This window comes from Pseudomonas sp. S2_F07, from assembly GCF_054668325.1.
In genome coordinates, this window is sequence record NZ_CP162758.1 from 2,734,176 (window position 1) to 2,747,035 (window position 12,860).

10 protein-coding genes are annotated in these 12,860 nt (G+C 60.0%); 6 read left to right on the forward strand and 4 right to left on the reverse strand.

The genetic code is table 11. From position 1 onward, the window contains the following. Positions 1 to 2: 2 nt before the first annotated feature. The 4 genes from moaD to AB4O40_RS12240 form a co-directional block, all read right to left on the reverse strand. A complete protein-coding gene (gene moaD / locus AB4O40_RS12225) occupies positions 3 to 245 on the reverse strand; it encodes a molybdopterin converting factor subunit 1 (protein WP_095965504.1) in 243 nt (80 codons plus the stop codon). Continuing rightward, on the reverse strand, positions 242 to 715 hold the full coding sequence (moaC, locus tag AB4O40_RS12230) for a cyclic pyranopterin monophosphate synthase MoaC (RefSeq protein ID WP_056726185.1): 474 nt from the start codon (positions 713 to 715) through the stop codon (positions 242 to 244). Before moaC ends, moaD begins: the two co-directional genes overlap by 4 nt. A 227-nt stretch (positions 716 to 942) precedes the next feature. Then, complete coding sequence (locus tag AB4O40_RS12235) at positions 943 to 2,337, reverse strand: PhoH family protein (protein ID WP_008050144.1); 1,395 nt, start codon at positions 2,335 to 2,337, stop codon at positions 943 to 945. A 336-nt stretch (positions 2,338 to 2,673) separates the two neighbouring features. Then, complete coding sequence (locus AB4O40_RS12240) at positions 2,674 to 3,798, reverse strand: polysaccharide deacetylase family protein (RefSeq protein WP_056726187.1); 1,125 nt, start codon at positions 3,796 to 3,798, stop codon at positions 2,674 to 2,676. Positions 3,799 to 4,042: 244 nt separating this feature from the next. Between AB4O40_RS12240 and yaaA the strand changes: the two genes are divergently transcribed. The 6 genes from yaaA (at position 4,043) to AB4O40_RS12270 (ending at position 12,850) form a co-directional block, all read left to right on the forward strand. Beyond that, the gene (yaaA, locus tag AB4O40_RS12245) at positions 4,043 to 4,822 is read left to right on the forward strand and encodes a peroxide stress protein YaaA (protein WP_460160151.1); all 780 of its coding nucleotides are present in this window, start codon (positions 4,043 to 4,045) and stop codon (positions 4,820 to 4,822) included. An 827-nt stretch (positions 4,823 to 5,649) separates the two neighbouring features. After that, on the forward strand, positions 5,650 to 6,966 hold the full coding sequence (locus tag AB4O40_RS12250; RefSeq protein ID WP_046041959.1) for a nucleotide sugar dehydrogenase: 1,317 nt from the start codon (positions 5,650 to 5,652) through the stop codon (positions 6,964 to 6,966). A 200-nt stretch (positions 6,967 to 7,166) separates the two neighbouring features. Next, the gene (gene alg8, locus AB4O40_RS12255; protein ID WP_409078410.1) at positions 7,167 to 8,648 is read left to right on the forward strand and encodes a mannuronan synthase; all 1,482 of its coding nucleotides are present in this window, start codon (positions 7,167 to 7,169) and stop codon (positions 8,646 to 8,648) included. A gap of 36 nt (positions 8,649 to 8,684) precedes the next feature. Continuing rightward, a complete protein-coding gene (locus AB4O40_RS12260) occupies positions 8,685 to 9,854 on the forward strand; it encodes an alginate biosynthesis protein Alg44 (RefSeq protein ID WP_056726190.1) in 1,170 nt (389 codons plus the stop codon). A gap of 15 nt (positions 9,855 to 9,869) precedes the next feature. Further along, on the forward strand, positions 9,870 to 11,369 hold the full coding sequence (algK, locus tag AB4O40_RS12265; protein ID WP_460054356.1) for an alginate biosynthesis TPR repeat lipoprotein AlgK: 1,500 nt from the start codon (positions 9,870 to 9,872) through the stop codon (positions 11,367 to 11,369). Beyond that, positions 11,366 to 12,850 carry an alginate export family protein gene (locus tag AB4O40_RS12270; protein WP_056726192.1) on the forward strand — a complete coding sequence of 495 codons (1,485 nt, stop codon included), beginning with the start codon at positions 11,366 to 11,368 and terminating at the stop codon, positions 12,848 to 12,850. The genes algK and AB4O40_RS12270 overlap by 4 nt, the downstream gene beginning before the upstream one ends. Positions 12,851 to 12,860: the final 10 nt, after the last annotated feature.

Genomic DNA, 12,860 nt, shown 5'->3' on the forward strand with positions numbered 1-12,860 from the left:
GCTCAGCCTCCGGTCACAGTCGGAAAGAACGCCACTTCATCGCCCTCACTGACCGGCTCGTCGAGCTGGCACAGGTCTTCGTTGCGGGCGCACATCAGGTTTTGCTCGCTCAACACCTCGGCACCATCACGTTGGGCCAACAGCGCGCGGACGTCGTCGACGGTGGCGAAGTTGCCTTCCACTTTCACCGAGTCCACACCCAACGCTTCACGATAACGGGCGAAAAACTTCACGGTAACGTTCATGACTGCTCCGCCTGGAAATGGCCGCTCTTGCCGCCGACCTTCTCCAGCAGACGCACGCTTTCGATGGTCATGCCCCGGTCCACGGCCTTGCACATGTCGTAGATCGTCAGCGCGGCGACGCTGGCGGCGGTCAGGGCCTCCATTTCAACGCCGGTCTGCCCGGACAGCTTGCAGCGCGCCACTATACGCACCGAATCGTCGCCTTCGGCACTGAGCTCGACCTTGACGCCGGTGAGCATCAGCGGATGGCACAGGGGAATCAGATCACTGGTTTTCTTCGCCGCCTGAATGCCGGCAATGCGCGCCACAGCAAACACATCACCCTTGGGGTGGCCGCCGCTGACGATCATCTGCAGGGTTTCGGGCAGCATGCGCACCAGCGCTTGAGCGGTCGCCTCACGGAACGTCACGGCTTTTTCAGTGACGTCGACCATGTTGGCGCGACCTTGGGAATCGAGATGAGTCAGCACGGGATTACTCCTGATCAGGAGCGTCGATTGTAAACCTGCGGGTCAATTTTTCGCACGCACGATTATCCGATCACCACAATCCCACCGTAGGAGCTGCCGAAGGCTGCGATCTTTTGATCTTCGCCTTGAAAATCAAAAGATCGCAGCCTTCGGCAGCTCCTACAGGGGATTTGCGTCAGGCACAAAAAACCGGGCGGTTGTAGGGCCGCCCGGTTTCGATGAAGCGATTACAAATGCGATTCGGCGTATTCGGCCAGGATCGAGCGTGGTACCCCTTGCAGGGTGATGTGCACCCCGTTCGGGAAGTCCTTGAAGCGTTCAGTGAGATAGGTCAGCCCGGAGCTGGTCGCGGACAGGTATGGGGTGTCGATCTGCGCCAGGTTGCCCAGGCACACCACTTTGGAACCGGCGCCGGCACGGGTGATGATGGTTTTCATCTGGTGCGGCGTGAGGTTCTGGCATTCGTCGATCAGGATCAGGCTCTGCTGGAAGCTGCGGCCCCGGATGTAGTTGAGGGATTTGAACTGCAACGGCACTTTGCTGAGGATGTAGTCAACGCTGCCATGGGTGCTTTCGTCATCCATGTGCAAGGCTTCGAGGTTGTCGGTGATGGCGCCCAGCCACGGCTCCATTTTTTCCGCTTCGGTGCCGGGCAGGAAACCGATTTCCTGGTCCAGGCCCTGCACGCTGCGGGTGGCGATGATGCGGCGATAACGTTTGCTGACCATGGTCTGCTCGATCGCAGCGGCCAGCGCCAGGATGGTTTTACCCGAGCCCGCGGCACCCGACAGGTTGACCAGGTGGATGTCCGGATCGAGCAAGGCGTACAGCGCCAGGCTCTGATAGATATCACGCGGCTTTAGGCCCCAGGCTTCCTGGTGCAGCAGCGGTTCCTGGTGCAGGTCGAGGATCAGCAAGCGGTCTTCTTCAATCTCCTTGATCCAGCCGACAAAGCCCTGTTCATCAATGATGAACTCGTTGATGTGCACCGCCGGCAGGTTGTCGATCAATTGCACCTGATGCCAGGTGCGGCCGTGGTCCTGACGGGTTTCGACCTTGCTCACGCGGTCCCAGAAAGAGCCGGTCATGTTGTGGTAGCCGTTGGGCAGCAAGGACACGTCGTCGACCAGTTGGTCGGTGCTGTAGTCCTCGGCCGCGATCCCGCAGGCGCGTGCCTTGAGGCGCATGTTGATGTCTTTGGTGACCAGCACCACGGGCTTCTTCGGGTCGCGCGCGTGCAGGTCGATCAGCTGGTTGATGATTTTGTTGTCGTTCAGATGCTCGGGCAGAATCAGGTTCGGCTCGGCATGCTTGCTCATCAGAATTGACAGCAAACCCTTGGGTCCGCTTTTGCCACGCTGGATCGGCACACCCTGCTCGACATCCTCGGGTGAGGCATCGCCCAGAGTCTTGTCGATCAGGCGGATGGCCTGGCGGCATTCGGCGGCTACGCTGTGATGCCCGCTCTTGAGCTTGTCGAGCTCTTCAAGCACGGTCATCGGGATCGCGACGTGGTGTTCTTCGAAGTTAAGCAGCGCGTTTGGATCGTGAATCAATACGTTGGTATCGAGTACATAAAGGATTGGCTGGTTGGAAGAAGAGCTACGTCCGTGATCATCCATACTCGGTCACCTTTGTGGGAGCCATTCGACGCAATACCTTGACGGTGCTGCGCCTCGAAGTGACTGCCGAATACACCTGCGGGGACTCAAGTGTTCTGCATACATGCGGGGTCTTGGAAGACGCCACCTGTGTTGCAGGTTTCGGCGGTCTGTCTTCGTAATACTCCAAAACGTGTGACAGAAAAAAGTACTTTGACGCTTTTTTGAAGTTTATTTTGCAGATTGACCAATAGCACTTGGCGGACTGCCATCACCCGTTTAAAGTCGGAAGTCCACCTGCAACGAATCCCCTTCCAAAATCGGCAAAAACCCAATGTTTACGGGGTTTTGTCGTTTTCAGCGAAACGCATCCTGGCAATCCTCCCAGCCGATCCCGACAGGCGCCGTTTGTGTGACCAGCCACGGCAATGCCGTTTTCACTGCATCCTGTTTCACATTGAAATTGATCACCCCGTGCCGCCACAGCAGCATCAGGGTCAGCACCCGTTGCGCACTCGGGTTGCCCTTGAGTTTGCCGGCACCGTCCTGGGCGTCGATGTCCCACAGCGCTACCTGCAGACCCTGAGTCTTGAAGAAGCCTTCAGCATCGGAGCGGCGCTGGCCATCGGGCGGACGGAACAGGGGCACGTAGTTCTCCGGCAGCTTGCTCTTGACCAGTTCGGCGCTGCGGCGCACCGAGTCCTGCCAGTCCTGCCAGTGGCTGTGGGAACGGAACTCCCAGCCTTGTACGCCGATGCATTGGCTCGAGTAGGTCTCTTGCAGGTTGCTCACCGAAGCGTCGGCCAAACGCGCCTGGATGTCCTTGCCGAGGACGAAGAATGTCCCGCTCAGGTTCGACTTGCGCAGGTACTCGGCGACCCAGGCGGTGTTATCCGGCGCGGCGTTGGCGGCGCTGTCGAAGGTCAGCAGAAACAGCCGGTCATGCATCCCGTCGCCACTGCGCTCATAGTCGCCAAAATGATCGACTTCGCTGCTGCTCTGCGGAAACAGCGCGGCCTTGCGCAACTGTTCGTCCAGGTATTGGGTATGGAACACGCGGCTCGGCTCGGCCCACTTGATGTAGTAGCTGTCTGCGCCGACCTGGAACCTGGCAGCCTGCTCGCGCAAGGTGGGCATGTCTTCGACCAGGAAACAGAAGGAGGCATCCTGGTCGCAGCTCTGCTGGGCGAAGTTGTAGTTGGCCAGCAGCCGTTGCCACATGCGCTGGCGAACCCGGTTGACCGACTCCAGATTGATCGTGCGCAGGCCCAGGCGCTGGGCCAGGCCGGGTTCATCCAGCGCCTCGCTGGCCAACAGGACGCTGGAAAACATGAGGATCTCGGCTCTGGACGCCACGTCGAACAGCGTCGGATTACCGAGTTTTTCCGGCCAGGTGCTGCGATCGAGCGTCGCCACATCACCCGGTGCCGCGACGGCGCCAAAGCTCAGTAGCCAGATCGAGATGAGAAAAGCGATACGCAATGGGATGTCTCCATAACAAAACCCGCGCGGCACTATATCCCGGGAAGATCAAAAGATCGCAGCCTACGGCAGCTCCTACGCGATCCGATTCCATTTTTGAGCCAACCCGGTCCCGTAGGAGTTGTCGAGCGAAGCGAGGCTGCGATCTTGTCCCATGACACCACCGATCACCTATCACGCTCATAGCTGGAGTCAACACCGACAACCCCCTAGAATCGCCGCCACGATTAAAGGAGACGACTTCATGCTGATGGTGATTTCACCCGCCAAGACCCTCGACTATGAAACACCGCCGGCGACCCAGCGCTTCACCCAGCCGCAGTACCTGGACCACTCCCAGGAATTGATCCTGCAATTGCGCGAGCTGACACCCGCGCAAATCAGCGAGTTGATGCACGTCTCCGACAAGATAGGCGGGCTCAACGCCGCGCGTTTCGGCAGCTGGACGCCCGCGTTCACCCCGGAAAACGCCAAGCAGGCGTTGCTGGCCTTCAAGGGCGATGTGTACACCGGCATGAATGCGCAAACCCTCAGCGAAGCCGATTTCGACTACGCCCAAAAACACCTGCGCATGCTCTCGGGCCTCTATGGCCTGCTGCGCCCGCTGGACCTGATGCAACCCTATCGCCTGGAAATGGGCACCGGGCTGGCCAACGCCAGAGGCAAGGATCTGTATGCCTTCTGGGGCTCGCGCATCAGCGAATGGCTGAACGAAGCCCTGGTCGATCAGGGCGATGACGTGCTGCTCAACCTGGCGTCCAACGAGTACTTCTCGGCGGTCAAGCGCAACGCCTTGAACGCGCGCATCATCAATACCGAATTCAAGGACCTGAAGAACGGCCAGTACAAGATCATCAGCTTCTACGCGAAAAAGGCCCGCGGCCTGATGAGCCGCTTCGTCATCGAAGAACGCATCAATGACCCGGCCACCCTCAAGCAATTCGACGTTCAAGGCTATCGCTACAGCGCCGAACAGTCCAAGCCGGACAATCTGGTGTTTCTGCGCGATCACGCACCAGAGTGATGCATCCGGTCGGCGCACGACCTTCACACCCGCTCGTGCGCCGACCCTCGACTCACTTCAGCCTTCCCCGCCTTTTCGCCATTTTCATGACGCCAGAAAAACACCACCCGATTTTCTAACTTTAGTTTCACTCGACTTCAATCATTTTTTTGCGTAGTGGCACTGACTTTTTTTAACAGTGGTGGCACAAAAATATCCCAGCCAATGAACCGCCTATATATAAAGGGCGAAACGGCAAGTGCTATCAATTTGAGAGCAGTGCCATCTTTCACAATATTTCAAGAAATTTCAGATTTCGCGATGAGCGGACTGGAACTATGTCCAAACGCGCCGCTCATACCACCGGTAACGATTCTCGCCGAGCGTGTACGAGATAACTTACGCAGATAAGCGATTCATGTTGCGAAGTTGAAACACTAACTTGCGCTGACTAATCACTGATTTGGACAACAGCAATCGGACAGGAGATAACGCGGTATGACTATCCCCTACAAGGCCACGACAGCGCCCCATATAAACGTGCTCACCCGAGCACCCAACCGCTTGATCCACGGGCTTTCGGCCTGACATCAAGCGTACAAGGCCGTTGCACCCGCATCCTTCCGACAGGAGGATCGGCTGCATAACAGGGCAAATCATAACAACAAGGCCTAGTTGCGCACACTTTGAGTGCACTTATTTAGACACTCGTAACTTATATGCCAGCACAGGGCATTGTCGTGCCTGTAAGGCACACTTGCGAGTGCACTAAAACACGCTGAACACCATTAACTCCGGCCATCTAATGGCTTGATGTATACAGGCTTGATAACAGAGAGGTAATTGCGATGCGCATCAGCATTTTTGGTTTGGGTTACGTCGGCGCAGTATGTGCCGGTTGCCTGTCTGCACGGGGCCATGACGTCGTTGGCGTCGATGTGGCCAAAGACAAGATCGATATGATCAATGCCGGCAAATCGCCGATCGTTGAACCGGGCCTGGGTGAACTTCTGGCCCAAGGCATCCAGACAGGTCGTCTGCGTGGCACCACCAACTTCGCCGAGGCGATTCGCGACACCGACCTGTCGATGATCTGCGTGGGCACGCCGAGCAAGAAGAACGGCGACCTGGAACTGAACTACATCGAGGCCGTATGCCGCGAAATCGGTTTTGTCCTGCGCGACAAGACCACCCGCCACACCATCGTCGTGCGCAGCACCGTGCTGCCGGGCACCGTGGCCAACGTGGTCATCCCGATTCTCGAAGACTGCTCCGGCAAGAAGGCCGGTGTTGATTTCGGCGTGGCCGTGAACCCTGAGTTCCTGCGCGAAAGCACCGCCATCGCCGACTACGACCAGCCGCCAATGACCGTCATCGGCGAATTCGACAAGGCGTCCGGCGACGTCCTGCAATCGCTGTACGAAGAGCTCGACGCACCGATCATCCGCAAGGACATCGCGGTCGCCGAGATGATCAAGTACACCTGCAACGTGTGGCACGCCACCAAGGTCACCTTCGCCAACGAAATCGGCAACATCGCCAAGGCGGTCGGCGTCGACGGTCGCGAAGTGATGGACGTGGTCTGCCAGGACAAGACCCTCAACCTGTCCCAGTACTACATGCGCCCAGGTTTCGCCTTCGGCGGCTCGTGCCTGCCAAAAGACGTGCGTGCCCTGACCTACCGCGCCGGTTCTCTGGACGTGGAAGCGCCGTTGCTCAACTCGCTGATGCGCAGCAACGAATCCCAGGTGCAGAACGCTTTCGACATCGTTTCCAGCCACGACAAACGCAAAGTCGCCCTGCTGGGTCTGAGCTTCAAGGCCGGCACCGACGACCTGCGCGAAAGCCCGCTGGTCGACCTGGCGGAAATGCTGATCGGCAAGGGCTACGACCTGAGCATCTACGACAGCAACGTCGAGTACGCCCGCGTTCACGGTGCGAACAAGGACTACATCGAGTCGAAGATCCCTCACGTCTCGTCCTTGCTCAACTCCGACTTCGACGCGGTGATCAACAACTCCGACGTGATCATCCTCGGCAACCGTGACGAGAAATTCCGCGCCCTGGTGCAGGACGTTCCACACGGCAAGCAGGTGATCGACCTGGTGGGCTTCATGTCCAAGGCCACCAGCACCAATAGCCGGGCCGAAGGCATCTGCTGGTAACGCGGTATCTGTAGGAGCTGCCGCAGGCTGCGATCTTTTGGCGCCGGCGTGATTGCTGAAGATCAAAAGATCGCAGGCTTCGCCAGCTCCTACAGGGATTCTGGCGTCATCCAGAGCGGGTGCCGCCAGTTTTCACAGGCCTGCCTTAACCCCATCGGGCCACCCCAAAGGCTCGCCCGAGATCGAGACGGATGCAGATTATGCACAGGCTAAAGCACGGCCTACTCCAGGCCGCCGGTTGGCTGTTCTACCTGAGTTTACTGATGGGTCTCGCCATGGCGTTGCCCGTGTCCACGTTCGACTCCGAGTCGAAGGACTTCATTTTCCTGATTGGCGCCGTGGGTATCTGGCGCTACTCGATGGGTGCCACTCACTTTGTGCGCGGCATGATTTTTCTGTACATCGTCTACCCGTACCTGCGGCGCAAAGTGCGCAAGCTGGGCAAAGCGGCTGACCCGTCCCACGTGTTCCTGATGGTCACCAGTTTCCGCATCGATGCCCTGACCACCGCGCAGGTCTACAGCTCGGTGATCCGCGAAGCCATCGACTGCGGCCTGCCGACCACCGTGGTCTGCTCCATCGTGGAAATGTCCGATGAGCTGCTGGTCAAAAGCCTGTGGAACCGGATGAACCCGCCGTCCCGGGTCAAGCTCGACTTCGTGCGCATTCCCGGCACCGGCAAACGCGATGGCCTGGCCTACGGCTTCCGCGCCATCTCCCGGCACCTGCCGGATGATCGCGCCGTGGTCGCTGTCATCGATGGTGACACCGTGCTGGCCGAAGGCGTGGTGCTCAAGACCGTGCCGTGGTTCCAGCTGTTCGGCAACGTCGGTGGCCTGACCACCAACGAATTCTGCGAAGTGCGCGGCGGCTACATCATGAGCGAATGGCACAAGCTGCGTTTCGCCCAGCGCCACATCAACATGTGCTCGATGGCCTTGTCCAAGCGCGTGCTGACCATGACCGGCCGCATGTCGGTGTTCCGCGCCACCGTGGTCACCAACCCGGACTTCATCGCCGACGTGGAAAGCGACTCGCTGCAACACTGGCGCCTGGGCCGCTTCAAGTTCCTTACCGGCGATGACAAGTCGAGCTGGTTCAGCCTGATGCGCCTGGGCTACGACACGTTCTACGTGCCCGACGCGGCGATCAACACCGTTGAACACCCGCCGGAAAAGAGCTTCATCAAGGCCAGCCGCAAACTGATGTTCCGCTGGTACGGCAACAACCTGCGGCAGAACTCCCGTGCCCTGGGCCTGGGGGTCAAACGCCTTGGCGTGTTCACTTCGGTGGTGCTGTTCGACCAGCGCGTGTCGATGTGGACCTCGCTGCTGGGCCTGACCGTGGCGTTGATCGCCAGCTTCAAGTACGGCACCGCGTTCATCCTGGTGTACCTGCTGTGGATCGGCATCACCCGGTTCATCCTGACCTTGTTGCTGTCGTGCTCCGGACACCGGATCGGCCCGGCCTACCCGGCAATTCTCTATTACAACCAGATAGTCGGCGCGCTGGTGAAGATCTACGTGTTCTTCCGCCTCGACCAACAGTCCTGGACTCGCCAACCCACTTCCCTGACCCGTGATCTCGCCAGCTTTCAACGTTGGTTCAACACCTGGTCGTCTCGGACCATGACCTTCTCTGCCGGCAGCATTTTTGTCGCCGTGCTGCTGTTGATGGTCTGACCGAACTCGCCTGAATTAACTAGGAAAACGCCCCCTATGAATACCGCCGTCAACGCCAACGTAGTGCACGAATCCGAAGCCCAGCGCCAACACGCCCGAGTGAAAATCCCGGCCAAGTTGCGTTTCTTCGGCCCTGACCGGACGCCGGTCGAAGCCCGGGTGATCGACCTGTCCGCCGGTGGCCTGGCATTCAACGCCGGTCAGTTGCCGCTGAAGGTGGGTGACGTGTACAAGGCCCGCCTGCAATTCGTCATCGACAACCTCGGCCTGGCCATGGACGTCGAGTTGCAGGTCCGCTCCTTCGACCGCGAGACCGGACGCGCCGGCTGCCAGTTCCAGAACCTGGAACCACGGGACATCTCGACCCTGCGCCACCTGATCACTTCGCACCTGGCGGGCGACATCGTCAGCGTAGGTGAAATGCTGGCGACCCTGCAGCGCGACAACTTCACCAAGGCACGCAAGACGAAGGACGGCGGCCACGGCATGTCCGCGTTCGGCCGCCTGAAAGCCGTGACCTTCAGCCTGGGGATCTTCGTTGTCGGCGTGGCTGCATTCGGCTTTGTCTTCAAGTCGGTGTACGGCATGTACTTCGTCAGCCATGCCCAGGCCGGCCTGGTCAGCGTGCCGGGCGTGAACATCACCATGCCCCGCGACGGCACCGTGCAGAGTCTGGTGAAAGCCGACGGCGTGGCCGCCAAGGGCGCACCGCTGGCAACCTTCAGCACCAGCATGCTCGACGTGCTCAAGGGCCATCTGGACGAAGACCAACTGCAACCGGCCAAGGTTGAAGAACTGTTCGGCAAGCAGATGACCGGCACCCTGACCTCGCCTTGCGACTGCACCGTGGCCCAGCAAATGGTCGCCAACGGTCAGTACGCCAGCAAGGGCGACGTGATCTTCCAACTGGTCCCGCGGGGCGGCGAAGCCAATGTTGAAGCGCGCTTCTCCTATCGCCAGTTCGGCGACGTGCGCCCGGGTACTTCGGTGCGCTTCCAGATCGCCGGCGAGGACAAGAGCCGCACCGGCAAGATCGTCAGCAGCACCAGCCTGAAAAGCGCCGATCTGTCTTCGGACATCCGCGTGCTGATCCAGCCGGACGAAACCCTGGACAGCTCCCTCGCCGGCCGCCCGGTGGAAGTGAACAGCGACCGTGGCCCGAACCTGAACTGGCTGATCGACAAAGCCATGGCTGTCGGTCTTTAAGTCGAGGACATGCCTGTGACTACTCCAACCCTCAACACGCCGCCGACCCTGTGGGAGCGAGCTTGCTCGCGATGGGATCGACGCGGTCTGTCTGATGCACCGAGTCGCCTGCTTCGCGAGCAAGCCCGCTCCCACATGGGCTCTCTGTGTGCCGTTGCATTGGCGGTGAGCCTCGCCGGTTGCGCCGGCCTGCCCGACCAGCGCCTGGCCAACGAAGCGCTAAAGCGCGGTGACACCACCACTGCCGCGGCGAACTACCGGCAACTGGCAGACCTGGGCTACAGCGAAGCCCAGGTCGGCCTGGCCGATATCCAGGTCGACAGCCGTGACCCGGCGCAGATGAAACAGGCCGAGGCGACTTACCGCGCCGCAGCCAGCGTTTCGCCGCGCGCCCAGGCACGCCTCGGTCGTCTGCTGGTGGCCAAGCCCGGTTCCACCGAAGCGGAACAACACGAAGCCGAAACCCTGTTGAAAAAAGCCGCTGCGGCAGGCGAAGGCAATACGCTGATCCCGTTGGCGATGCTGTACCTGCAATACCCGCACAGCTTTCCCAACGTGAACGCCCAGCAGCAGATCAGCCAATGGCGTGCCGAGAACAAACCGGAAGCGGGTCTGGCGCAAGTGCTGCTCTATCGCACCCAGGGTACCTACGACCAGCATCTGGATGACGTGGAAAAAATCTGCAAGGCCGCGCTCAACATCAGCGATATCTGCTACGTCGAACTGGCCACGGTCTATCAGAAACAGGCCAAGCCAGAGCAACAGGCCGAGCTGATCAAGCAGATGCAAGCGGCTCATGCCCAAGGCACCGTTTCGGCGCAGCGCGTCGACAGCGTCGCCCGCGTGCTCGCCGATGCCTCCCTGGGCAAGACCGACGAGAAAACCGCGCAGTCGCTGCTCGAACCGATCGCACCGGGCTACCCGGCATCGTGGGTCACCCTCGCGCAATTGCTCTACGACTTCCCGGAACTGGGCGACGTCGACCAGATGATGAAGTACCTGGAAAACGGTCGCGCCGCCGACCAGCCTCGCGCCGAACTGTTGCTGGGCAAGCTCTACTTCGAAGGCAAACTGGTGCCGGCCGACGCCAAGGTCGCCGAAGCGCATTTCCAGAAAGCCGTCGGCCGTGAAGTCGCTGCCGATTACTACCTCGGCCAGATCTATCGCCGTGGCTACCTGGGCAAGGTCTACCCGCAGAAGGCTCTCGACCATCTGTTGACCGCTGCGCGCAACGGCCAGAACAGCGCCGACTTCGCCATTGCCCAACTGTTTTCCCAAGGCAAGGGCACCAAGCCTGATCCGCTGAACGCCTACGTCTTCAGCCAACTGGCCCTGGCCCAGAACACTCCGCAAGCCACCGAGCTTGCGCAAACAATCCAAACGCAATTGCCGCCCGACCGGTTGGCCGAAGCCCAACGCCTGTTGAAACAAGAACAGGCCGTGCGCGGTGCCCTGAGCCCGAACACGCCGGAAATGCATGCCCTGCAAGAAGAAGATGGCGAGGAATCCCAATGAAGTTGAATCCATTCATGAAGGCCGGTATTGGCCTGACATTCGCGCTGATCTGGTCTTGCCCGACGCTTGCTGCGATGACTGAAGAAACCAAGAACTTCGGCCTGGACGTGAAAATCACCGGCCAGTCCGAAGATGACCGCGACCTCGGCACCGCTCCCGGCGGCGACGTCAATGGCGTCGGCCTCGACCTGCGTCCGTGGGTCTACGGCGAAAGCGGCGCGTGGAGCGCCTACGCCATGGGTCAGGCGGTGACGTCCACTGACATCATCGAGACCGACACCCTGCAACAATCCGATGGCGCCGAGAACACCGACAACGGTGATCGCGAGACCAAGAAAAACTACCTGGCCATGCGTGAGTTCTGGGTCGGCTACAGCGGCTTCACGCCCTACCCCGGCGAGATCCTGAAGTTCGGTCGCCAGCGCCTGCGCAATGACGACGGCCAATGGCGCGACACCAACATCGAAGCCCTGAACTGGACCTTCGACACGACCCTGCTGCGCGCCAACGTCGGTATCGCCGAACGCTTCAGCGAGTACCGCACCGACCTCAAGGAATTGTCGCCACAAGACAAGGATCGCCTGCACGCCTACGCCGATGCCGCGTACCAGTGGACACCGGGAAACTGGGTCGGCATTCGCGGTCATCACACCCATGACAACGGCAAGCTCGATTACCCGGAGCCGGGTGTACCGACCGATTCGCTGGACAAGAAACAGAACGGTGACATCAGCTGGCTCGGCCTGACCGCCGACAGCGACGCCTACAACTGGCGCAACACCAACACCGTCAATTACTGGGGCAGCATCACCGGCATGAGCGGCGACATCGACAAGGTCAACCCGCTGAACGCCGACGGCACGCCGCCAACTGAAGCCAAGCGCGGTGAAGACCTCAACGGCTGGGCCACCGATGTCGGCGTGCGTTTGCGCCTCGATCCGCAATGGCAAGTCGGTGCCGCCTATGCCCGCGCCAGCGCCGACTACGAACAGAACGGTCTGGAAAGTAACCGCTCGAACTACACCGGCACCCGCTCGCGCGTGCACCGTTTCGGCGAGGCCTTCCGTGGCGAAATGAACAACATGCAGAGCGCCACCCTGTTCGGTTCGTGGATGCTCAACGACGAATACGACGCCAGCCTGATCTACCACAAGTTCTGGCGTGTCGACGGCAACAAGCCGGTCGGCAGCAATGGCATCAACGCCGTCGAGAACAACACCGACGATGTGACCGGCGCGATCCTCTCCAGTACTTCGCTGCCACTGAACGATGGCGAGAAAGACCTCGGTCAGGAAATGGATCTGGTGGTCACCAAGTACTTCAAGCAAGGCTTGTTGCCGGCGTCGATGAGTCAGGCGATCGATGAGCCTTCGGCCCTGGTGCGCTTCCGTGGCGGCGTGTTCAAGCCAGGCGATGCGTACGGCAAGGAAGTCGATTCGTACATGCACCGCGCGTTCATCGACGTGATCTGGCGCTTCTGATGCAAACCGC

Bases quoted from the DNA above. Each gene is read 5' to 3' on its own strand.
- AB4O40_RS12260 (WP_056726190.1), top strand. From the start codon at position 8,685: ATGAATACCGCCGTCAACGCCAACGTAGTGCACGAATCCGAAGCCCAG.
- AB4O40_RS12270 (WP_056726192.1), top strand. From the start codon at position 11,366: ATGAAGTTGAATCCATTCATGAAGGCCGGTATTGGCCTGACATTCGCG.
- AB4O40_RS12235 (WP_008050144.1), bottom strand. From the start codon at position 2,337: ATGGATGATCACGGACGTAGCTCTTCTTCCAACCAGCCAATCCTTTAT.
- yaaA (WP_460160151.1), top strand. From the start codon at position 4,043: ATGCTGATGGTGATTTCACCCGCCAAGACCCTCGACTATGAAACACCG.
- alg8 (WP_409078410.1), top strand. From the start codon at position 7,167: ATGCACAGGCTAAAGCACGGCCTACTCCAGGCCGCCGGTTGGCTGTTC.
- moaD (WP_095965504.1), bottom strand. From the start codon at position 245: ATGAACGTTACCGTGAAGTTTTTCGCCCGTTATCGTGAAGCGTTGGGT.
- AB4O40_RS12250 (WP_046041959.1), top strand. From the start codon at position 5,650: ATGCGCATCAGCATTTTTGGTTTGGGTTACGTCGGCGCAGTATGTGCC.